This window comes from Lentilactobacillus hilgardii DSM 20176 = ATCC 8290 (genome assembly GCF_000159315.1).
GTDB lineage: Bacteria > Bacillota > Bacilli > Lactobacillales > Lactobacillaceae > Lentilactobacillus > Lentilactobacillus hilgardii.
This window is the reverse complement of record NZ_GG669992.1, coordinates 820611-843135: the sequence shown is the minus strand read 5'-3', so window position 1 is coordinate 843135 and position 22525 is coordinate 820611. Positions and strand designations below refer to the sequence as shown.

The following is a 22525-nucleotide window of genomic DNA, read 5'->3' as shown; positions in this document are numbered from 1 at the left end:
TGCCCTATGATGGAGTTGTCTATTTAATTAATTTGAATTGTGAGGGAATGATCATCATGGGATTATTAGGACCAAAGTTAAATATTCACGAAAAACGCAAGCTATTTATCCTGTCTTTTTTAGCAAAAGATACGGGTCAACCCGGTCAACAGCGATTGAAAATGCTCTTTGAATCAGCCAAGAAAGCCAAGTATGCTGACACAGATATTTTAAAGGAGCTTGAAAACCTGGACGCTATTCATGACGTCATGCTGAATATCGAAGTCTACCAAACCTTTCCACGAAAATACTTTACCGTTTCGCTGCAGGGAGACGAGTGGCTAACCAGCCGCGGAAAAGTTTATCTGGATCAACTGGAGCATCCAAAAAATAAACACGGTGCCGTGGTTGATCCAGAGGATGGACATCGACCATTAGCCGGATTTGTGAACGGAACCGTTTCCGAAAATGGTCAAGTCGTGTTCAGTGACTAATCAATAAAAGCCATACAAACCAAGAAGTATTCAGTAAGAAAGAGTCCATCTATTTTGAAGAGAAGAAACCAATTCATCATCGCTGCACTAAGCAGCTTGCTATTTCTAAGTATCGGCCTAACTTCCAAAGCAAAAGCCGTGTCCAACACTCATCAAGTTGTTGTCAACATTGCATTTAAGCCAACAAGCGAGACTAATCTAACCAATTATGTTTATAGTACGGTTGATCCCAATTCGATCAACTATCATCACTATCTAACGCCAAAACAATTTGCGCAAAAATTTGGTGAACCAAATGCCTATCTCTCAATGTTTAAAGAATATCTACACAAACGTCATATAAGGACTGCCGTTTAGGCACGCTTACTAGTAGTTGGACCTGAACATCTTGATCATCTTCAGATGAACAATTTTAAAACCAGGTTCATCGGCGGTTTCGTCAACCAGACGTTTGAAAATTTTCTCAACGGGTTTGGTTAAAGCCTATTCCCCACTCGTAATGGTAGTTTGCGTTATGCAATGAAGTTTGGTCATAGATTAATCTATTTGTACTTTTTCAGATAAACGTTATAGCATATTAGGAGTGCTGCTGTATACGTAGATTCATAAAAACAAGGAAATTTATTGGCAGGTAATTATCGTTTATTAGACGTAAAAACGGGGCAACTCATCACGTCCTTAAAAGAACGTGTTTTCTTGCCCTATCTCATAAATTACATCGTTTTAAACAAAAGAAGTGAAACTAAGGGCCGGTTTATGGCCTTTGGTTTCACTTCTTTTGTTGATGATTCAGTCAAAGGTGTTTTAAAACTTTTCAAAAAAATAATTGACAATTTATACCGATTACGATATCTTAATTAAATCAGGTTAGTTACTAGAATAATTAACTAGCAAGGTACAACATTCAATCATCTGGAGGAACACTATGTTATTAGAAGGTATCAAGAAGAGAGGATTAACCAGCTTTGACATCAAAATTCTCGGCATTACGTTGATGTTTATTGATCACATCCATGAGATGTTTTCGGCAGCTGGTGTTCCGACCTGGGTCGATATGTTCGGTCGGCCGGTCGCAACCATTTTTATGTTTTTAAGTGTCGAGGGCTTTACACACACCCATAATAAAAAGCGATATTTGCTACGCTTATTAATCGGCTTTTGGATTATGGGTATCGGTAATTTCGTTGTTGGTCATTTTTTCAGTGTTGGCAATTTGGTCCTGATTAACAACATTTTTGGCGATCTGTTTATAGGTGTCCTGACCATGTATGGCATTCAAATGCTCGCAGACGGCTTCAAAAACCATCAATTGTCCAAGGCGTCATTCGGTTTCTTTCTCATTATGCTTCCCTTAGTACTGGGTGTACTTCTTCTCACATTCATGCAGGGAAAAATGGCTGATTACACAACCTATCTGATGTTAGCTGCGCCGACGCCCTTCTCCGCTGAAAACTCCTTTTTCCTTTATCTGGGACCGGTATTATATCTGGTTAGAAACCATCGGAGTTGGCAAATGATTGCCATTGCCTGTTTTGCACTTTTATCAACAGGGTTCAACTTTACCAATCTGCTCTCAAATATGCAGTGGATGATGGTATTTTCCATTATTCCGCTCTCATTCTATAATGGTCAGCTCGGCAAGAGCATGAAAGGCTTTTTCTACGGCTTTTACCCACTTCACATCTGGGGACTTTACATTCTGGCCTCACTGTTGGGCGTTGGAAAATAATTTAATGACAAAGCTTTACAACTATATATATGAGCTAAAAACAGGTACTATTATCCATCATCAAAGAAAGGTTACGACATTGAAAAGAAAACACTTTATGATTGCAGTTTTAAGCGGCTTGAGCTTTCTGGCAATGGGACACGGACTGACGGCAAACGCAAAATCCGATAACGCCCCTACGATTGCCAATGTCGTTTTTAAACCAACAAACGAAACCAACCTAACAAATTATGTTTACGACACAGTTGATCCAAACTCGCAATACTTTCATCACTATCTGAGCCCCGGTGAATTTGCCCAAAAGTTCGGCCAATCCGACCGATATGTAGCCGCCTTTAAAACGTATTTAAAAAAATATCACGTCAATGCGGATGTTTACGGCGGAAATTTGTCATTGAAAGTGTCCGGTACGCGAAATAACGTTAACCGCGCCTTCAATGCCAAATCCGTAACGGAAAAAAGGACTCACAAATCACGGACCACCTATAAATTGCCGGCTCAATTATCCAATCACGTATTAACCGTCATGGGTCTCTATCAATCCAAGCCGACTGTTAACAAACCGGTCAATCGTCAATCACACAGCAAGAAAGCATTGACTCAACTTCAGTCCTCTTCCGTCAGCAGTCCCACCCAAACCGACGACACCAAACCGGACACAACCCTTTCCGGAGATCGTTTTTCAAAAAAATACGGGGCATTAAAGTTCGCCAAGCAGTATCAATTAACTGCCCTCTATGACAAAGGTCTCAAAGGACAGGGCCAACGCATCGGCATTATTTCCAGCGGAGATTTCCACAATAGCGATTTAACGACCTACTGGAAGCAAGCCGGCGTAAACAATGATTTAAGTCACATTCACAAAATCTATACCGTTGATAGTCGAAAAGATGTTCAAAAACGGTTGGATTTTGCCGTAAACGGGGCACAAATAGAAGCCACACTGGATGTTCAGGCCGCAAGTTCGGTTGCTCCCAAAGCCGATATCGACTTCTACATCGGTGACAGTACCGATGATCTCACCAATGCGCCAACCGCCCACTACATGTCATTTATGCAGGCAATTTCAGACAATATCGATCAACAACTTTCAACCAGCTTCGCACCAACCGCCGAAGTCCAGAGTCGTTGGCATGATTACAGTGCAACAATGGCCCAATATAACCACGCATTTAATTTAATGCTGGAACAGGCAGCCGCCCAGGGCATCACCGTTTTCAGAGCCAGTGGGGACAACGGTCCTCGCGATGACGTGACGCTTGCCAAAGAAAATCACGCTTTTTCAACGTCACCCTACCAGGTTATTGTTGGCGGAACAACTCTGCCTTACACAAAAACCATTAATCATAAAGTGGTCACCGTTGCCAAAGAGTGTGCTTGGGGCAGCAACATCGCTGCCACTCCGGCTCAAATTGAAGCCGGTAAGATTGGAGGCAGTGGCGGCGGTTTTTCCGCCCTAAACCCAACACCAAGATACCAGCAAGGTATCTCCGGTGTTAACACTTTCAGAGCCATTGAGCTTTTAAAGACTCAGCATAAGAACCACAAATACACCATTAGTAAGCACCCCAAAATCATTACCGGTATTAATAACGGCCGTAACCTACCCGATGTGGCAGGAAATGCCGACATCCAAACCGGATATGCGCTTTATTTCTCCGGTAATCAAGTGAGGTTCAAACAAAACAAACTTCATTCGGTTCTCAAAAAAGTTTGGATGATGGACGGCGGAACCAGCTACACTTCCCCCCAAATGGCGGCGGCTAACGCTGTCATGAACAGTGGCCGAACAACTTCCATCGGCTTTTGGAATCCCCAAATCTACAAATTTGCTCAGCAGGCTGATTCACCTTTTACCGTTTTAGACGGAACGAACAACCATAACCTTTATTATACCGGTCAACCCGGCAAACTCTATAATCAGGCAACCGGTCTGGGCACCATCAATTTCGATAAACTATCTCGCAAGTTTGATCAAGAAGCCAACGTTAAATAATTCAAAAACGATCCCATACATTTCCTCTGTATCGGACCGTTTTTTAGTTTGTGTGATGCCCTTAATTTAGTGTTGACCTAACTTTAAATGTCCAAGGGCATCAAACGACTTCACAGGTTACAGGACTGCTATAATTGAATGCGAATAAGATTATTTACAGAAAAGAGTGAGTATATTGAGGGGAAAACACCTTATCATCGCAACTTTAAGCGGTTTTCTGGTTCTGGGAGCCGGCTTGACAGCTAACGCCAAGGCCAAGAAAACCGATAACCGGCCGACCGTTGTTAACGTGGCGTTAAAGCCCAGCAATGAAACCGACCTAACCAACTACGTCTATGACACGGTTGATCCAAATTCTGCCAATTTTCACAAGTATTTAACACCAAGCGAATTTGCACAAAAGTTTGGACAGTCAACCAATTATATCGCAGCGTTTAAAAAGTATTTGACCAAGTATCACGTGAAGGCCTCGGCTTATTCGGGCAACCTGTCCATAAAAGTTACCGGGACAAAAGCCAACGTCAACAAGGCATTCAAAGCCAAGTATGTAAATCATGACAAGACCAGTTACAGCTTACCCGGACGCTTATCCAAGCAAGTAGTCGCCGTCATAGGTGTCTATGCATCCAATCCAAAGACAACCAAGAAACAATCGTCAAGGGAAAAGTCAGCTTATACAAAATCACTTTCAAGTAACGTCAACGTTCCTACAAGCGGTACCAAACCCGATACCGCATTTTCCGGTAACGCCTTCTCCAAAAAATACGGTCCGGCTAAATTTGCGAACCGCTACCAACTAAACACCCTTTATAACCAGGGCTTGGAAGGTCAGGGACAGCGTATCGGACTTGTTGCCCACACCGACTTTAGAAACAGCAGCGTCAAAAAATATTGGCAGCAGGTTGGCGTCAATACAGACACTGGACGCCTTCACAGAATTGCCGTTGCCGGAAAGCAAAAGAATGTGACAGCTCTTTCGAACTCACAGTTTAATATGGCTCAAGTCGAAACAACACTGGACGTTGAATCGGCAAGTTCAGTTGCTCCCAAAGCCGATATTGACGTTTATATTGATTTGGCACCAAGCGGTGCAACCTTAAATTCTTCTGCCCACTACACTGCTTTTATGCAGGCAATTTCTAACAACGCAGATAACCAAATCAGCACTAGTTTTTCACCTGGTGATGAAGCCAAAAATGGTTGGGACGATAAAAGTGCCAACCTTGTTCAATACAATCACGCATTCAATCTGATGTTGGAACAGGCTGCCGCACAAGGTATTACCGTTTTTCGGGCTGGTGGCGACCATGGTCCTTATGATGAAGCACAAGCTGCTCAGACAAACGCCGTATCAACATCCCCTTATCAGGTCTTGGTTGGCGGCACAACTTTGCCATACACCAGGATTATCCATAATAAACTCATCAAAGTTAACCAGGAACGCGCTTGGGGCGATACTTACACTGCCAGTCCCACTCAACTGCAAAAGGGCTTTTTCCCCGGCGGTGGTGCCGGTGGCTTCTCAACATTAAATCCAACACCTCGTTATCAGGCAGGAGTTCCCGGTGTTAACACTTTCCGCGCCATCCAACTTTTAAAGTACATTTGCAAGGGCCTGTTTACCATTAACAAGAATCCGAAAGTGATCACTGGGGTTAGCCACGGCCGAAACTTCCCGGACGTTTCCGGAAATGCTGATCCACAAACCGGGTATGCGACCTACATTAATGGCACTCAGCCGACTAAGAAAGGCAAAAAAGTTGTTCGAGTGCCCTATCAAATTTGGGTGATCGGTGGCGGTACCAGCTACACAACACCACAAATGGCCGGCGCAAGTGCCGTTATGAATAGCGGCCGGTCAACTCGAATCGGCTTTTGGAATCCCCAAATTTACAAATTCGCCCAGGAAACCGATAGTCCGTTCAACGTCTTGGCTGACACAACAAGTAATAATCTTTATTACACTGGTCAACCCGGCAAGCTCTATAATCAGGCTAGCGGGCTTGGAACCATTAACTTTGCAAAGCTAAATGCCAAGTTCAATAGTGAAGGCACTGCTAATTAAACCAATATCCGAGAAACAAGTGAATATGATTTAAATGAGGTTGGGAAATCGAGAAGTTGATTTTCCAACCTCATTTTATCGATTGAACCAAAATCACAAAACACATCTGGCGTATTCAATAAATGAGACTGTTATAATTAAACTAGATCATTTTAGGAAAAGAGTGATTATTTTGAGGGGAAAACAACTTATTATTGCGACCTTAAGCGGTTTTCTGGTTCTGGGAACTGGTTTTACCGCTAATGCCAAAGCCAAGAAAGCAGACAATCGATCAACCGTCGTTAACGTTGCTTTTAAAGCATCCAACGAAACCGACTTAACCAATTACGTTTATGATACGGTTGATCCAAATTCAGCCAACTATCATAAGTATCTGTCACCAAGTGAATTTGCTCAAAAATTTGGTCAATCCGATAGCTATCTATCATCATTTAAAAGCTATTTAAATCGATATCATCTAAGAACTTATACGTACCCCGGTAATCTGTCCTTAAAGATTCGGGGCACCAAGGCTAATGTTAATAAGGCCTTTAAAGCTAAATATGTCAAAGAAAAGGGTCATGAGTCAAAAACAACCTATAAACTGCCAGGTAAGCTGTCCAAGCAAGTGGTTGCAGTAATTGGTGTTTACGCACCAAAACCCAAGACCAAAAAAGCAGTCAAGAAAACACCCGTCAAAAAGAAATCGACCAAAAAAGCAGCTTATACCCCGTCAATTTTAAAAAGCGCTGATGTTCCCGTCAGCGATAACAAGCCAAACACTAATGTCACCGGCAATGCGTTTTCTAAAAAATACGGTGCGCTTAAGTTCGCTGACCGTTACCAATTAAATAACCTTTACGATAAAGGGATGCAAGGACAAGGCCAACGGATCGGGATTATTTCACATGCCGATTTTCGGATTGGCGATATCAAGACGTACTGGGAACAGACCGGGGTTAATACAGATACCAGCCGAATTCATCGAATCTATACAGTTGGTGGTGAAAAGGCCGTTCAAAAAATTTCGGGCAGGCTGATGACACCCGGTCAACTGGAAGCCTCTTTGGACGTTCAATCGGCCAGTTCGGTTGCGCCAAAAGCAAACATTGACGTTTATATTGCAGAACCAAGCAATTATGCAACAACGACACCTTCTGCCCACTACACGGCATTTATGTCAGCTATTTCTGATAATGATGATAAACAAATCAGTACCAGCTTTGGTCCAAGTGTCGAAACCAATTCCGAATGGTCGGATCACAGTTCAACATTAAAACAATATAATCATGCTTATAACCTCATGTTGGAGCAAGCTGCTGCTCAGGGCATTTCTGTCTTTCGAGCCAGTGGTGATTATGGACGAAGCGAATCACCAACCGGTAAAGAAAATCACGTTGTTTCAACTTCACCGTATCAAGTGATTGTTGGTGGTACAACGTTACCGTACACCAAAATTCTTCACAATAAGCTCATCAAGGTGACCAAAGAACGTGCTTGGGGCGATACCTATAGTGTGAGCCCCGCAGAAATCAAAGCGGGTGTCTTCCCAGGCAGTGGCGGCGGTTTCTCAGCTCTGAATCCAACACCACGCTATCAACTGGGTGTTCCCGGTGTAAATACTTTCAGAGCGATTGAAGCTTTGAAGTATGTCGGCAATGGTCGCTACACCATCAACAAGAATCCCAAAGTCATTACCGGAACCGGTCACTCAAGAAATCTGCCGGATGTCTCTGGAAATGCCGATACCCAGACTGGATATGCAACCTACCTCTCTGGAAATCAGGCTTCCATAAAAGGCAAAAGCCTTTCAATTAAACCATCCAAAATTTGGATGGTCGGTGGCGGTACCAGCTACACTTCACCACAAATGGCTGCAGCAAATGCCGTTATGAACGGTGACCGCAGCACACCAATCGGTTTCTGGAACCCACAGATTTATAAATTTGCTCAACAATCCGACACACCGTTCAACGTATTGGATGACGCAAATAATAACAATAATCTGTACTATACCGGTCAGCCGGGAACCCTTTACAATCAAGCAACCGGACTTGGCACGAACAATTTCGAGAAACTATATCAAAAATTCAACAGTGAAAGTCCCAACAATTAGTCACTCTTTTCATTACAAATAGGCTAAGGTCGTTATCGAGATAAATGATAACGGCTTTTTTGCTGCCTCTGAATGGTCAACAGACTAGAAAAACTGGCAATTCCGCAATTAATTTTCATTTTATTTCTAGTTTTAAGCTTGAGTTAAGCCAGCTCTTATATGATATAGACAATCAAATAAGAAGTTAACACATCCAGAGAGTTGCGACTTCAAATATCAATACTAATTGAAAGAAGTGATGCCACCCATAAATGAGTCATTAAATAATTGCCCTCCAATAATGAATTGATTTCTTAACAAATTTCATGATTATCCCTTCAAATAAAAAGACATCTCCCCCCTCAAAGATGCCGTCCTCCAAAAGAAGCTGCAGTGATGCGCAGCTTCCTTTTTAAGGATCAAAAAAAGACATTTCCCAAAGGAAATGCCTTTTTTTATTAAACTAACTAATCATTATAGGTATGGGTTAACAACATACATATCAAGAATGGTCTTTACCCATTGACGATAGATAGTCATACCGATGTAACCATCAGCATTGGCACTTGAATTTTCATTCTTAGTGTCACCAGCAGACTTGGTGTACAATGCTGAATCATCAACAGTGTAGCCTAAGCGAACAGTGTCACCATAGTGAACATTATTTGGAATACTGTCAGTATCCAAGTTGAACTTCATGTAAACACCAGTCAATGAGTCAACATTATCAAGCCATCCACCTGCAAGACGAGGTAAGATAGTTGGTGTGATCTTCATGTAAACTTGGTTGAAGCCGTCATTCTTCAAAGCAGCTTTCAAGGTGTTTGCAGGAATAACATCATTCTTGTTACCCATTACAGTACGATCACGGTTGAATGTGTTAACGGCATTATTCCAGTTAACGTTACCGTTCCATAGAGGAATTGTCCATTGTGCATGAGCAACTTGCTTACCACCAGTAGCTTGACTGTAACCTTCAATGTTGAAAGTACTGTCAACAGTAGTTTGACTAGTACCAACTGATACGTAAGGAGCTGATGATGAAGTTGAAGCAACAGGTGCTGCAACACTTGATGATGAAGCAGTAGCTGGTGTACCAACCTTCTTAGCTTCGGCAGCTTTAGCGGCTGCAGCTGCTGATGCGGCTGCGGCTAGAGATGCTTTGTTTTCAGCGGCTTTTTTAGCAGCGGCTTTTTTGGCAGCTGCCTTCTTTGCGGCTGCTTTCTTAGCAGCAGCCTTCTTCTTGGCAGCTGCTTTTGCTTTCTTAGATGTTGCCTTCTTAGCATGGGCCTTTGCAACAGCTGTTGTTTCTGTTTTAGCAGAAGCAGTAGTTGCTGGTTGAGCTGCAAATGCAGCGCCAGAAAGACCTAAGACGGCAGCACTAAGTAATGTAACTTTCTTAAGTGCTTTGTTCATAATTACCCCTCCAAATTAATAAAAATATTCCCTGAACGGCTCTTATTATATAACATATCCGGTGAAAAACACAAAGATTATTCATACTTTTTAAAGATTGCTTGTCAATGTTTACCGTCTTTTTGAAATCAAGTAATCAAAATACATTAACTAACAATGCATATTTTATATTAATAGTACACTAGTTAATAGTATACACGGTTATTACAAATATACTTTATCCGTGTCTATTGATGCCATAAAAAAAGCCAGAATAAGCTATTTATTCCGGCCATCTTTTTGTAATCATCCAACGACTATCAATCCCTTACCCCCCCTGTTCTCCTAATAATAAGTTTGTTTGTTCTTAGCTAAATCCATTCTGAACGACGCCACCTCATTTAGCCTTCGTGATCCGATCGGAAAAATCCTTATAATCATCATCCGACAAAGTTAATTTTCCTCGCCAATAAGCAATCCCTTCAATCGACAACCCAATAAAAACACTGAACAGCCAAAGACTAAAAACCATGATAAGTTCCATTCATCGACAACCCCTTCTTAAGTAACACTACGAGTGCATTTCAAATATACTTAAATTTTATTCCGTTTTTATTCGTTTATTTTTAACCATCTTGGCCCGATCAGCTAACGGACAGCCAACATCTGCACACTCATGACAGCTCCCCTTAGACCCCTTCTTGAGAAAGCGGACATAGAATGTGAATCCAACCAACCCAAATACAATAATTGCAACAATAAGCGTGCCCATAAGATTGACTCCTTCCAAATCGTGACATTTTGCGTCGAACTTTTTTTAACAACTAAGCACTAACATTAATACCCAAATCCGGTCGTTCACGTTTAATGAACAAACCATAAACCACCATTCCCAATGCAAGAACCGCAACCGTCAGGCCAACCGGTGAGAAATTGGCGGAAAAGACTTGTGAACTCTGATATATGATCGTAGCGACCATATAAGCAACCAGCGTTTGATAACCAACAGCCCGCCAAGTCCAACCGGCATCCCCAAACTCTTTGTACATTGTGCCGATCGCTGCAAAACACGGGGCACATAATAAGTTGAATGCCAGAAACGCATATCCGGCCATTGGTGAATAGGTTGAGCGAAGGGCGTCTGCAAAACTGAGGTTGCTGCCGGCAAAGGTAATATGCAGTGTGCCAACGCAGTTCTCTTTGGCAATCAGGCCGGCAATCACTGCCACTGTCGCATGCCAATCTCCAAAACCGAGTGGTGCAAATAACGGTGCCAAAAGCGACCCCAAAGTTTGCAAAATACTATGATTTTGATCGACCATCTGCAGCCTAAAGTTAAAGCTTTGAAGAAACCAGATCACAACGCATGACAGAAAGATAATCGTGCCAGCTTTCATAATAAAGGCGTGAGCCCGGAACCAAACACTTTGAAGTGTATTGGTCAGCTTAGGAAAATGATAAGCCGGCAATTCCATGACAAAAGGTGCCGGCGCGCCACGAAATAACTTTGTCTTTTTCAAAAAGATCCCTGAGCAGACCACTGTTAGTATCCCCAAGAAATAAGCAGAAGGTGCCACCCAGCTGTTGTGAGGGAAAAAGGTCCCACTAATCAGCGCAATGACCGTTAGCTTGGCCGAGCATGGCATGAAAGTAGTTAACATAATCGTCATTCGGCGATCCTTTTCGCTTTCAATCGTTCGAGTCGCTATAATCCCCGGTACACCGCAACCGGTTGCGATTAGCATGGGAATAAAGGATTTTCCAGATAAATTAAAACGGTGAAAGATGCGATCCATCACAAAGGCGATTCGTGCCATGTAACCACAATCTTCAAGAATGCCCAAACATAGAAACAGCATCATCACTTGTGGCAGGAAACCAAGTACTGATCCGATCCCACCAATAATGCCGTTAACAATCAATCCTTTCAACCAGGCTGCTACTCCCATGGCATTCAAAAGACTCGTCATCGCGTTGGGAATCCATGCGCCGAACAAGGTATTATTGACCCAGTCACTGCCGATCGTGCCGATCGTTTGAATAGAGAGGTAGTAAACCGCCCACATGACAAGTACAAAGATTGGCAGTGCCAGCCAACGATTAGTGACGATTCGATCAACTCTGTCACTCATCGACATCTTAAAGTCATCCGTATCGACAACACACATTTCAATGATTTTAGCAATAAAATCATATCTGGCATTCACAACAATACTGTCGCTGTTGTCATCAAAGATTTTTTCAGTTGCCTTGATAGTGGCTTCAATTTCCCGCTGCTGCTGCTCGGTAAATGACATTGTCCGGCTAACTGCTTCATCCCGTTCAAAAACTTTAATGGCATACCATCGCAATTCGTTGTCTGGAAATTGGCCCGTCAATTGATCCTGAATCATTGATAGTGCGGACTCTAACCGTGGATCATATTCCGGGTAGGCGTATTGATGATCTTCTGCATCCCTTTCCCGAATTTTTTCAGTTAATTGATCCAGATTCTGTTTCTTCAACGCACTGATGCTGACCACTGGGACATCCAATATGTATGATAATTTTTTGAGGTTAATACGCCGATGGTGCTGTTTCTTCAAAATATCCATCATGTTTAAAATAAGTAGCAATGGAATACCGGTTTCCATTAATTGCAGAGTTAAATAAAGATTGCGTTCCAAGTTGGTTGAATCAACGACATCCAAGATTTCGCTCGGAAGATCATCAAGTAGATACTTTCGGGTGACCAATTCTTCGGAACTATAGGGTGACAGGGAATAAATACCAGGCAGGTCTTGAACAATCATACTCTTATCGGACTTAAGCTGGCCGCTCTTTCGTTCCACGGTCACGCCCGGCCAATTGCCTATATGTTGATTGGAACCGGTTAGTGCGTTAAATAATGTGGTTTTACCACTGTTAGGGTTTCCAACCAATGCAAGCGAAGACATTTCCATTCATTACACCTCCTCGATTAAAACGCAACTGGCATCACGCTTACGCAAACTCAATTTATAGCCGCGAACCATCAATTCGATCGGATCTCCAAGTGGTGCAATTTGATTAACTTTAATCATGGTGTTATTGGTTAATCCCATGTCTAATAGCCTGCGGCGCAATGCTCGATCACCGACCATCTTCCGGACGATTCCGGTCTTGCCCATTTTCAAGTCAGACAGTGAATGCAACTTGTCGCCGGCTTTTTCCTTAATATCCCGTACGACAATTCGTTCAGCAATATCCAAACTGATGGCCAAGCGCTGGCCCTGAAAATAAATCATCATGCCGCTTGAATCCGTCGAAAGAGAGATCACTGTGACCTTCTTCCCAGAAATCATCCCCATTTCAGATAATCGGCGAACAATTGCCTTGTCACCCAAGACGTTCATAATAATGTATTCACCTCTGTGTTTGGCTTCTGATAATGCTTCCATAGTTGATCACTCTTTTCAATTTATAATTTTGGAATATTTAAATATGTAGAAATCTTTTGTTTTCCTACCACTAAATACATTATTGTGGTATATGTGATAAACAAATATTAAATGTAAAAGCCAAAAATGTCAATACGATAAGAAAAATGAGTATTATTCTAATTATCTAGTGATAATGATTCTAAACATCCCGGATAGCGCCCGATTGTATATTAAGCGATCATATTCAAAAAAATATCCTGAAAATGATTGAAATCAGGATTTTTTCCTCGTATACTCAGTGTTAAGTGAGTAACTCTTTTAATGTTACTCTAATAAGTATTAGTCATTTTATTCGTAAGTCTTCGAGTGCAGCGGGACTGTAAATGAAAATACTGCACGACAAAGTAGTCGGCTGACATGGGCCGGCTACTTTTTTATGAACCACTTTTAACATCTTCGCCTAACAAGTTGTATCAAAAAACGCTGTTTGGAAAATGAGACTCATTTCCAAACAGCGTTTTACTATCGAGCCCTTATTCTTAGGCTGATTCTTTAGCCGAATCTTTCTTAACCGGTTCTTTTCTTGATTTCAAATATCTTATCAAAACCACAGCAAGTGCCAATCCGGAAATTGCTGTTGCAATCCAGAAGACATTGTAGAATGCCTGAACAAATTTATCACCAACCGCCGGCGTAATTCGGGTAACGCCCGGCAACTGGAAGAATAGTGCCGATGATGCAAAGCTGATTCCGATTGTCATTCCCAACGTCCGGGCAAAGGAATTAAACGATCCGGCAATTCCAGAAAGCTTTTTATCAACCATCCCCATTGTCAAAGCGTTATTTGGTGACAGGAAGATGGCAATGCCCATACCGTTCAAAACAATTGGCGGAATAATCTTCATCATATCCAAATGATCCGGGAAAAACGCATAACCGACTTGTGAAAACATCAAAATTGCCAAGCCGATAACCGTCATCAACTCCCGGTTAATTTTATCCGCCAGAACGCCGGCAAAGGGTGTGGTAATCAACATCATGACCGATTGGAGCATAATAACCAGCCCACTGGCGAACGGACTCATACCGTTGTAACTCTGCAGATAGAATGGTAACAAAATGTTTGATATGGCATTAACCAACATCTCTAAACTCAACGCAAAAATCGATGTCATGAAGCCTTTGTTTCGAAGAACCTCAGGTGCAATCCACGGCAGATTTGATTTATCATCCTGAATGAACGAGTAAACCGTGATTGCGCCACCGACAATGAAGAAAGCAAGCCCCATCAGTAAGTGATCACGCCCACTTTGAAAGAATGACCCACTTAAGAAGAACAAAATGATGCCAATTGTGAATAAGTTTTGCCCTGTCCAATTGGCGCCCTTGGTTACTTCTTTAATGTGTGCCCAGGATTCTTTGGGAATTGGCAGAAATTTAAAGCCCAGCCAAAGGACTAAAATACCTAACGGAATATTAATCCAGTAAATCCATCGCCAGCTCGAAACGGAAATAATAAAACCACCGATTCCGGGTCCGGAAATCGACCCAACCGAAATAAACATGGAAATCATCGCCAAAGCTTCAGCCCGTTTATTATCCGGAAAATATTGCGTCACAATCCCCATTGAATTAGCCATAATCATAGCCGCGCCAATCGCCTGAATTACCCGGCCAATCAAAATGGTGATAAAATCCGGTGCAAACCCTGTAATTGTCGATCCAATTAAAAAGGCAATACCGCCGGCTAAAAAGACGGCGTTCTTTGATAAGATGTCGCCAATATGGCCAAACATCACCAATAATATGGCCGTTGTAATCAGCCCGATTTGGACAATCCAAGTTGCGGCGCTACTCGAAATATTCATTGAAATGGCAATCTTGGGAATTGCCAAATTTGTGCTGGAACCTGACAGAGATGTCAAAAATGAAAACATCCCCAGGACACCAATAATAGATAGATTTTTCCCCCGACTATCAGCCATCATTCTTCCCCCTTTGACTCATTGATGCGATCAATCGTATCTTTAAAAAAGCGCTATCAACATTTTCACTAACATTTATAACACTAACATAGGAAAAGTTTGAGCATATCGACTTGGAAAAGTCGTCACAAAAAAAGATCAAGGCCATTTTCTCCTTGATCTTTTTAATCGGCTGATTCTAACACTTACCACTTTATCCAATCTTGGCTATAATGACCCTTTACAATCCAAATATAGCCTCTTTTTTGCTGCAGATACGGTGCCTTAACAACCCAGCCAAAAGTTGTATCGTTTTCCGCTTGGACCTTGGAATCCTCCAACAACACCATTTTTTGGTTTGTCCGTGAATTTTCCGGATTAACCTGATAAACATAGACCGGATATTTAATGTGAATAAGACGAGGCTTGTACCAATATGATGAATAATATCCGGGTAACGTGCTTGCATGCGATGACGGTACCGTGACAAGTCCGGCAAACAACAGTAATCCAACAGTGACGATAAATAGAAATTTCCTAAACATTTCACATCACCCCACTTCTATCTCCACCTTGATAATAGCGCGGCAATTGCACAATCCTGTAAATTTGATGTAAAGGTTGTGTAAAAAGATAATCGCCTATTCTACCAAACCGTTTGTACCTATCATTAACCGGCAAAAGCCACGTCACAAATAGGTCATTTCGATTGTCGCAGTCATACGCCACATGCTAAACTATCATCATAAAGATTATATTTTAACGCCAGATGCCACTATGACTTCCAGAAACGGAGGAGTTCAATGACACCAGAAGACTTATTTAGTCAGTTTCAAGGATTACTCGATGCAGGCCACCTTGAACAAGCCCGGACTTTTTTGCAGGAAAACGCTGAAGGACTCGGCAATCATCTGACCAACGCCACTGATATGCTGGCAGATTTTGACGTTTCCAGTGTAACCGATCACGTCCAAAATTTCGGTGAAGAAACAACCTCAAAAGTAACCGGATCGCTTGAAGACCTGAAAGACCAAGTAGATGCATCCGGTTGGTTGGATAAAATTATAGGTATTTTTAAAAATTAATGATCAAAAAAATCGTCATTAGTTGCCTCGGATAGGAGGCAACTAATGACGATTTTTATTTCACGAGTTATTTTTTTCGAGTTTCCGAATCAACTTCTGGTGTCAACGATTGACCACGTTGACCTGTCGTTAATTGTTTATTTAGTGCTTCATATGATCCCAGTTTGGGGCCTGTGAAATGACGTCTTGCATAAACAACAAAATCAATAATCAAGACAATCAAAACAGCCACAAAAATTTTACCGGTCGCATAGTGTAACACCATATTTGAAGTAAGCTGAACATCGGTCGGTGAAAAGATCATGAGTAAGATCAAAAAGACAATCCAACCACAAGCAATCGAGCTGACCGCAACGCTCCAACTGCCAAGGCTCCATGGACCATCGTCCTTTTTAGTCCACACATGAAGAAGTCTTGCCCTTAGTTTTAAAGCAATCGGTACCAGATAAGACCCATAAAGACCAATGACACTCATCGTACCGATAGCTGCGTAAACACCATCAGAGGTTCCGAACAGAAATGCTAGAATAACAATCAGCCAAATGGCAATCGTCGGAGTGTGAAATTTACTGGAAATTTTCTTGAGTTGATTTGAAAATGGCAAGCCGCCATCCCGACTGAATGCGTATACCATCCGGGATGATGAGGTTACCGATGAACACCCACAGAACCACATTGCAATTGTGACCAGCCAAAGCATCGCACTTCCCAATCGCGGCCCCGCTGCTTGCTCAATTGCGACGATAAAAGCATTATTACCGGCATTGGCAACCGCCGTTGGATTTTTAATCGAGACAGTTACCAGTGATAGTAACAGAAAACCAAAAATACCAGAAATCGCAACTGACAGATAAACACCCCATGGTGCTTGAATACGAGGATTCATTGTTTCTTCACTGGTATGAGCAGAGGCATCATAACCTGTTAATGTCCACTGAGCTTGCAACAGCCCAATCAGAAAAGCACCCCAATAAGGCATTGATTGAGAAGTTGTCGTAGAAAAAGTATGGAATAAATAGGTTCCACTATGTTGTGGTCCAAGTACGACCAGTACCCCAATAATTAGAAAGACACCAATCACATGGTAAATAGCAGAAATCGAATTCAATTTTGACACAATATTAATACCCACATGATTTAAAATAGCATGGCTGCCAAGGATCACCGCATAAGTCATCAGAAATAGTGATTTACTTGGATGGGTAAAAAGAAGGTTTGAAGCAAAAGTCGCACAACCATAATCAATTCCGGCAACAATGGTTACCTGCCCGATAACATTTAGCCATCCGGTAAACCATCCCCAAGTCGACCCGCCCAAAATGGATGCCCAATGGTAAATCGCACCTGAAGTCGGAATGGCCGATGTTAATTCAGCCATTGCAGCAGCCACAAACAGGACAAAGAACGTGACAAGTGGCCAGCCAATACCCATCATTGCCGGACCACCATTGCTAAAACCATAACCATAATAAGAAACCGCACCGGTCAAAATCGAAATAATTGAAAACGAAACGGCAAAATTTGAAAAGCCGCCCATATCACGAATTAATTCTTGCTTATAACCAAACGACTTTGAGATTTGAAACAAGCTTCCAGACTGCAGTTTCCACTTTCTAACCGAATCTGTTGCTTTTACCAGAATTGCCAGCATCGTTATGATGGTGACAAAAATGACGATCAATCCAAAAATAATCATTTTCCGCCCATCCTCCTAAAATATATACCATTTCGTTCGTTTATGTGTTACATTATATGACATAGATTAGAAATAGCAAGCTATTTTTTAATTAAATGAGACTTGTCTACTATTTTGTCAACAAATCATGTCATAATTTTTTGACATAAAAGAAAGGAATGACATTATGCCGGAGACCATTCAAACGGTAGGAATCGACATCGGGACAACCACAACATCTCTGGTGTTGGCGCAGCTTTCAATTCAAAATACCGAAGCTTTCTCCAGTTTGCCTCATGTTCAGATCGTTGATAAACAAATCAATTATCGAAGTCCGGTTATCTTTACACCCTTAGTTGACGCAAAGAAGATCAATCAGGAGGCACTTCAGGCATTTGTTGCCCATCAGTATCAAATCGCCAAGATTAATAAGGCCGATCTGAAAATGGGTGCCATTATCATGACGGGAGAAACCGCTCGTAAGCAAAATGCCAGACGCATTCTTCAATCATTGAGCCAGTTTGCCGGTAATTTTGTTTGTGCAACTGCAGGTCCAAGGCTGGAAAGCTTCATTGCCGGCAAGGGCGCAAATCAAGCATTGCTGGAAAAACATCCCGAAATACCGGTTATTAATCTGGATATAGGTGGCGGAACCACCAACCTGGCTTACTTCAAAAATGGCAACTGCATGGATACCGCCTGCTTTGATATTGGGGGTCGGCTTATCCGGGTTAACGATCATCGTCAAATTACATACATTGCTCCAAAGATTCAAAGAATCATTTCAAGACTGGCGCTCCCCATTCACCTGGGAGACACTGCAACCCCGGCCATCCTTCAGCCATTAATTAACGAAATGGTGCGGGCCTTGGTCAAGATGGTCGGCGGTACTCAGCCGGCGCCTTTCTACAATCTTCTTCAAACAGACCCAATGAATCATCCCGTTAATCAAGACGCCCTGATCACATTTTCAGGTGGTGTTTCCGATTGTTTCTTTTCAAAATTACCCACAAATCCATTCAAATATGGTGACATCGGCATCCTGCTTGGACACGCCATTAAGACCTCGGCATTCTTTAAGGCTAAACATATCGGTCATCCCACAGAGACCATCGGGGCAACCGTTATCGGAGCAGGCTCACAAACCGTTACCGTAAGTGGCAGTACGATCCGCTATTCGAGCAATGTCCTCCCTTTAAGAAACGTGCCCGTGATCAGCCTTGATCAATCGAAGATCACCGATATTAATCCGATTATTGAAGACAGGCTCATGCTATACGACCTGCCAGAATTAGCAGCAATTGGAATTACTCTGCAACACGTCGGCACCAGCTTCCAAGCAGTCGCCAAGCAAGCCGCCGATTTGGCATCAGGGTTGACCAACTTGATTCGTATGAAAGTTCCTCTGGTTATTTTAATGGAGAAAAATGTGGCACTGTTCTTCGGCAATTGTTTTCGCGAACATATTCCCAAAGATTACCCACTGGTCTGCTTAGATGCCGTTTCGACCAAAGACGGCGACTACATCGATATCGGTCGACCAGTTGCAAACGGTCAGGCACTTCCCCTCATCATCAAAACATTGGCATTTAATTGAATGGAGTGATCAAAATGATTCTAAAAACAATTCTTTCCGGCAAGCATTATCAATTCAAATCCGTCAAAGACGTCATGGCAAAAGCAAACGAAGAAAAGTCCGGCGACACCCTTGCAGGCATTGCTGCCCACAACATGCAGGAACGAGTCGCCGCAAAAGTCGTTTTGTCACAGCTGACTCTAAATGATGTGTATGAACATCCCGCTGTTGACTACGATCATGATGAAGTCACCCGAATGATTATCGATGATTTGGACCCGTTGGTTTTCAGACAAATAAAAGGCTGGACATTCGAACAACTTCGGGAATGGTTATTGGCAACGACAACAACCAATGACATAATTCACTACCTCTCACAAGGGTTAACCTCCGAGATGATTGCTGGAGTATGTAAGCTCATGACAAACCTTGATTTGATTACCGCTGCTAAAAAAATTATTAATGAAAAGACCGCCAATACAACCATTGGCCGACCCGGAACTTTCTCATCACGTTTACAGCCCAATCATCCTACAGACAATCTTCGTGGCATTATGGCCTCCACAATGGAGGGGTTAAGTATGGGGATCGGGGATGCCGTCATTGGATTAAACCCGGTTAATGATACCGTCTCCGGTGTAACCGCCATTCTTAATACTTTCAATGAATTTGTGACCCGCTGGCAGGTACCAACCCAAACTTGTGTCTTGGCTCACGTCACTACCCAGATGCAGGCCATTGAAGATGGTGCTCCGGCTGGGCTGATTTTTCAATCCATCGCCGGCTCGCAAAAGGCAAACACTGCTTTTGGAATTGATCAGCACTTGATCGCCCAAGCTAACCAGTTAGGAAAACAAGCGTTGCAAAACAAGGGGCAAAACGTGATGTATTTTGAAACCGGTCAAGGATCTGAATTATCATCCGATGCCAATTTTGGTGCCGACCAAGTCACAATGGAAGCTCGCTGCTACGGGTTTGCCCGTCACTTTGATCCATTTATTGTCAACACCGTGGTTGGTTTCATTGGACCGGAATATCTGTACGATGCCAAACAGGTTACCAGAGCCGGTCTGGAAGACCATTTCATGGGCAAACTCAGTGGCTTGGCAATGGGATGTGATGTCTGTTATACCAACCACATGAAAGCTGATCAAAATGATATTGAAAATCTGGCGTTGCTTCTGGCAAATGCCGGTTGCACTTATATCATGGGCGTTCCCCAAGCAGACGATGTCATGCTCAATTACCAATCAACCGGTTTTCAAGAAACTGCAACTATTAGGGAACTGCTGAATCTTCACCCGATTCCCGAATTTGAGACTTGGATGGAAAAAATCGGCATTAGTCAAAATGGCCGCTTAACCAGCAAAGCAGGGGACGCCTCAATTTTTATGGAAAAGGAGTCGATGTAAATGAAAGTACTTAAAGCCCAAAATCAATCACTCACACCACCACAAGTTCAACCGCTTCCTGTCAACGCCAATAACGAGTTGATCGATATTCGTTCAGTCCATTTAAACACGCAATTAATGGTTGACCATCCAGCAAATAGAGATGCCTACCTCTCATTAAAGGAAACCACTCCCGCAAGGCTCGGGATGGGCCGGGCGGGGTTGCGTTACAAAACCCGTTCCGTTTTACGACTAAGAGCCGATCATGCGGCTGCTCAGGATTCTGTGTGGGCGGATGTACCGTCCAAGTTTATTCAATCAATGAACATGCTGCCATTGCAATCCCAGTGTCAAGACGAGACCGAATACCTCACCCGCCCCGATCACGGTCGTCAATTATCGATAGCTGCTGCAGCCAAAGTTACTCAACTCATCGACAAGGGCCCCTCCGTTTTACTCGCTGTCGGTGATGGATTGAGCTCCGAGGCCATTACGGCAAACGTCGGTGATGTCATCCCGGCCATTAAGCAGGGATTGAAGCTTCATGATATTGCAATCAACACGATTCCCTTTATTCGATTTTCAAGGGTCGCTGTTGAAGACCAACTGGGAGAGCTGACCCATGCAAAAGTTGTCTGCCTCTTAATTGGGGAACGTCCCGGATTGGTAACACCAAAGTCAATGAGTGCCTACATCGCTTATCAACCAACCGTCGGAATGGCTGAAGCCAGACGAACAGTCATTTCAAATATCCATCCCGGTGGTATTCCTGCTGTCGAAGCGGGCGCCTATATTGCGGAAACAATTTGGAATATGCTGACACTTAAGAAATCCGGATTGGATTTAAAAGAAGCCTTAAAAAATTAGATCTAAAAAGCTCCCCATCATCAACCACCCGAGAAGGGATGGTAGATGATAGGGAGCTTTTTTAGTTAAATGATTCCTTTTTCGTATTCAACGCCCTATCAGTTACAATACAAGTTTCGTACAGCCAATTCATTAACGTTTCACCACGGCCGGTATTATAATAACCATTCAGCAGGCGATAAAAAGCCGTCATATGCTCGTCATCAATGATTAAGAGTCCGGCACCGTTCTGAGTTAAAATATAATTCGCAGATAGAAGAGCGGTCCGCTTATTGCCATCCCAATACAACTGGCTATGCATAATATAAAGCATCACCTTTAAGGCTTTCCAGGTTGCGGATTGATCGGTCATCATTATTTCGGTAAGATCAGCCACTACCTGATCATAAACCGGGATCATTGGAATATAGTCCGTCCCACCAATTTTAACTTTGCCAGTGCGCAGCATTCCCCAAGCAACCGACTCGCCCTCTGCGACCAAGCCGTTAATGGCATGGCTAACTGCCAGAGAATAGGGCTTGCTGTTTCTAATTATTAATTCGACCGCACTTTGAAGTTGCCGAATAATCTTCATGTCCCTTGTTGAAAGACCATAAACATCGGATCCCAAAATAATCGTTTCGGTTTCCCGAATTGTTGCCTTGTTATCTTCGAATCTGGAAGTTGAATATACTAAGCGAATCATTTCTTTAATCGCTAATTTTTGATTTTCGAGTTGCGTTAATTTTGTTTTGTCCGCAAAATTCATTCTCCGATTTCTCCCTCAATTTAATCATGCAGCTCTAATAGCGGTTTCGCAAATAGAAACACAACTTAAATCATAAGTGGTTCTAT

The 22525-nt window shown here is 42.6% G+C and carries 19 protein-coding genes; 10 read left to right on the top strand and 9 right to left on the bottom strand.

The genetic code is table 11. The features are described from left to right. Positions 1 to 56 precede the first annotated feature (56 nt). The 6 genes from HMPREF0519_RS03745 to HMPREF0519_RS03715 all read left to right on the top strand — a co-directional run bounded on the left by HMPREF0519_RS03745 (position 57) and on the right by HMPREF0519_RS03715 (position 8358). Positions 57 to 473, top strand: coding sequence for a hypothetical protein (locus HMPREF0519_RS03745; protein ID WP_225429129.1), 417 nt, complete (start codon positions 57 to 59; stop codon positions 471 to 473). Between the two features lie 54 nt (positions 474 to 527). After that, complete coding sequence (locus tag HMPREF0519_RS03740) at positions 528 to 830, top strand: protease pro-enzyme activation domain-containing protein (RefSeq protein ID WP_003634789.1); 303 nt, start codon at positions 528 to 530, stop codon at positions 828 to 830. A gap of 568 nt (positions 831 to 1398) precedes the next feature. After that, positions 1399 to 2202 (top strand): TraX family protein, encoded by an 804-nt coding sequence (locus HMPREF0519_RS03730; protein ID WP_003634788.1) that lies wholly within the window; start codon positions 1399 to 1401, stop codon positions 2200 to 2202. A gap of 97 nt (positions 2203 to 2299) precedes the next feature. Next, entirely contained in the window at positions 2300 to 4198 is a 1899-nt protein-coding gene (locus HMPREF0519_RS03725; RefSeq protein ID WP_040472690.1) for a S53 family peptidase, read from the top strand. A 166-nt stretch (positions 4199 to 4364) separates the two neighbouring features. After that, positions 4365 to 6263 carry a S53 family peptidase gene (locus tag HMPREF0519_RS03720; RefSeq protein ID WP_003634786.1) on the top strand — a complete coding sequence of 633 codons (1899 nt, stop codon included), beginning with the start codon at positions 4365 to 4367 and terminating at the stop codon, positions 6261 to 6263. 163 nt (positions 6264 to 6426) lie between these two features. Next, positions 6427 to 8358: a S53 family peptidase gene (locus HMPREF0519_RS03715; protein ID WP_040472689.1), complete on the top strand. Its 1932-nt coding sequence runs from the start codon at positions 6427 to 6429 to the stop codon at positions 8356 to 8358. 453 nt (positions 8359 to 8811) lie between these two features. On the opposite strand, the gene HMPREF0519_RS03710 is transcribed toward HMPREF0519_RS03715, so the two are convergent. From HMPREF0519_RS03710 to HMPREF0519_RS03690, 7 genes are all read right to left on the bottom strand, one after another. After that, positions 8812 to 9753 carry an acid shock protein gene (locus tag HMPREF0519_RS03710; protein WP_003634784.1) on the bottom strand — a complete coding sequence of 314 codons (942 nt, stop codon included), beginning with the start codon at positions 9751 to 9753 and terminating at the stop codon, positions 8812 to 8814. Positions 9754 to 10129: 376 nt separating this feature from the next. Then, positions 10130 to 10276 (bottom strand): hypothetical protein, encoded by a 147-nt coding sequence (locus HMPREF0519_RS13830; protein WP_003557704.1) that lies wholly within the window; start codon positions 10274 to 10276, stop codon positions 10130 to 10132. 57 nt (positions 10277 to 10333) lie between these two features. Continuing rightward, entirely contained in the window at positions 10334 to 10504 is a 171-nt protein-coding gene (locus tag HMPREF0519_RS13260) for a FeoB-associated Cys-rich membrane protein (protein ID WP_003557702.1), read from the bottom strand. 52 nt (positions 10505 to 10556) lie between these two features. Beyond that, on the bottom strand, positions 10557 to 12668 hold the full coding sequence (gene feoB, locus HMPREF0519_RS03705) for a ferrous iron transport protein B (protein WP_404803324.1): 2112 nt from the start codon (positions 12666 to 12668) through the stop codon (positions 10557 to 10559). Positions 12669 to 12677: 9 nt separating this feature from the next. Beyond that, on the bottom strand, positions 12678 to 13151 hold the full coding sequence (locus HMPREF0519_RS03700) for a FeoA family protein (RefSeq protein WP_003634782.1): 474 nt from the start codon (positions 13149 to 13151) through the stop codon (positions 12678 to 12680). A gap of 521 nt (positions 13152 to 13672) precedes the next feature. Continuing rightward, a complete protein-coding gene (locus HMPREF0519_RS03695; RefSeq protein ID WP_190870483.1) occupies positions 13673 to 15118 on the bottom strand; it encodes an MFS transporter in 1446 nt (481 codons plus the stop codon). A gap of 185 nt (positions 15119 to 15303) precedes the next feature. Beyond that, positions 15304 to 15642: a hypothetical protein gene (locus HMPREF0519_RS03690; RefSeq protein ID WP_003557695.1), complete on the bottom strand. Its 339-nt coding sequence runs from the start codon at positions 15640 to 15642 to the stop codon at positions 15304 to 15306. Between the two features lie 258 nt (positions 15643 to 15900). Here HMPREF0519_RS03690 and HMPREF0519_RS03685 point away from each other — a divergent pair, with 258 nt between their 5' ends. Beyond that, positions 15901 to 16182, top strand: a complete 282-nt coding sequence (locus HMPREF0519_RS03685) for a hypothetical protein (RefSeq protein WP_003634780.1) — start codon at positions 15901 to 15903, stop codon at positions 16180 to 16182. Between the two features lie 67 nt (positions 16183 to 16249). On the opposite strand, the gene HMPREF0519_RS03680 is transcribed toward HMPREF0519_RS03685, so the two are convergent. Then, positions 16250 to 17878: an amino acid permease gene (locus HMPREF0519_RS03680; protein WP_003634777.1), complete on the bottom strand. Its 1629-nt coding sequence runs from the start codon at positions 17876 to 17878 to the stop codon at positions 16250 to 16252. Between the two features lie 166 nt (positions 17879 to 18044). Between HMPREF0519_RS03680 and HMPREF0519_RS03675 the strand changes: the two genes are divergently transcribed. Genes HMPREF0519_RS03675 through eutC form a run of 3 tightly spaced genes read left to right on the top strand, consistent with a single transcriptional unit; the run spans position 18045 to position 21691 of the window. After that, entirely contained in the window at positions 18045 to 19454 is a 1410-nt protein-coding gene (locus HMPREF0519_RS03675) for an ethanolamine ammonia-lyase reactivating factor EutA (RefSeq protein ID WP_003634775.1), read from the top strand. A 14-nt stretch (positions 19455 to 19468) separates the two neighbouring features. Beyond that, positions 19469 to 20845: an ethanolamine ammonia-lyase subunit EutB gene (locus HMPREF0519_RS03670; protein ID WP_003634773.1), complete on the top strand. Its 1377-nt coding sequence runs from the start codon at positions 19469 to 19471 to the stop codon at positions 20843 to 20845. Then, positions 20846 to 21691, top strand: coding sequence for an ethanolamine ammonia-lyase subunit EutC (gene eutC, locus HMPREF0519_RS03665; protein ID WP_003634771.1), 846 nt, complete (start codon positions 20846 to 20848; stop codon positions 21689 to 21691). A gap of 61 nt (positions 21692 to 21752) precedes the next feature. Here the strand turns inward: eutC and HMPREF0519_RS03660 are convergent, their stop codons facing one another. After that, positions 21753 to 22439, bottom strand: a complete 687-nt coding sequence (locus HMPREF0519_RS03660) for a Fic family protein (RefSeq protein WP_003634770.1) — start codon at positions 22437 to 22439, stop codon at positions 21753 to 21755. Positions 22440 to 22525 lie beyond the last annotated feature (86 nt).

What these genes read in the sequence shown, in the direction of transcription:
- HMPREF0519_RS03660 (WP_003634770.1), bottom strand. Translation starts at nt 22,439, where the DNA reads ATGAATTTTGCGGACAAAACAAAATTAACGCAACTCGAAAATCAAAAA.
- HMPREF0519_RS13260 (WP_003557702.1), bottom strand. Translation starts at nt 10,504, where the DNA reads ATGGGCACGCTTATTGTTGCAATTATTGTATTTGGGTTGGTTGGATTC.
- HMPREF0519_RS03730 (WP_003634788.1), top strand. Translation starts at nt 1,399, where the DNA reads ATGTTATTAGAAGGTATCAAGAAGAGAGGATTAACCAGCTTTGACATC.
- HMPREF0519_RS03680 (WP_003634777.1), bottom strand. Translation starts at nt 17,878, where the DNA reads ATGATTATTTTTGGATTGATCGTCATTTTTGTCACCATCATAACGATG.
- feoB (WP_404803324.1), bottom strand. Translation starts at nt 12,668, where the DNA reads ATGTCTTCGCTTGCATTGGTTGGAAACCCTAACAGTGGTAAAACCACA.
- HMPREF0519_RS03745 (WP_225429129.1), top strand. Translation starts at nt 57, where the DNA reads ATGGGATTATTAGGACCAAAGTTAAATATTCACGAAAAACGCAAGCTA.
- HMPREF0519_RS03695 (WP_190870483.1), bottom strand. Translation starts at nt 15,118, where the DNA reads ATGGCTGATAGTCGGGGGAAAAATCTATCTATTATTGGTGTCCTGGGG.
- HMPREF0519_RS03690 (WP_003557695.1), bottom strand. Translation starts at nt 15,642, where the DNA reads ATGTTTAGGAAATTTCTATTTATCGTCACTGTTGGATTACTGTTGTTT.
- eutC (WP_003634771.1), top strand. Translation starts at nt 20,846, where the DNA reads ATGAAAGTACTTAAAGCCCAAAATCAATCACTCACACCACCACAAGTT.
- HMPREF0519_RS03685 (WP_003634780.1), top strand. Translation starts at nt 15,901, where the DNA reads ATGACACCAGAAGACTTATTTAGTCAGTTTCAAGGATTACTCGATGCA.
- HMPREF0519_RS13830 (WP_003557704.1), bottom strand. Translation starts at nt 10,276, where the DNA reads ATGGAACTTATCATGGTTTTTAGTCTTTGGCTGTTCAGTGTTTTTATT.
- HMPREF0519_RS03675 (WP_003634775.1), top strand. Translation starts at nt 18,045, where the DNA reads ATGCCGGAGACCATTCAAACGGTAGGAATCGACATCGGGACAACCACA.
- HMPREF0519_RS03725 (WP_040472690.1), top strand. Translation starts at nt 2,300, where the DNA reads ATGATTGCAGTTTTAAGCGGCTTGAGCTTTCTGGCAATGGGACACGGA.
- HMPREF0519_RS03710 (WP_003634784.1), bottom strand. Translation starts at nt 9,753, where the DNA reads ATGAACAAAGCACTTAAGAAAGTTACATTACTTAGTGCTGCCGTCTTA.
- HMPREF0519_RS03700 (WP_003634782.1), bottom strand. Translation starts at nt 13,151, where the DNA reads ATGGAAGCATTATCAGAAGCCAAACACAGAGGTGAATACATTATTATG.
- HMPREF0519_RS03670 (WP_003634773.1), top strand. Translation starts at nt 19,469, where the DNA reads ATGATTCTAAAAACAATTCTTTCCGGCAAGCATTATCAATTCAAATCC.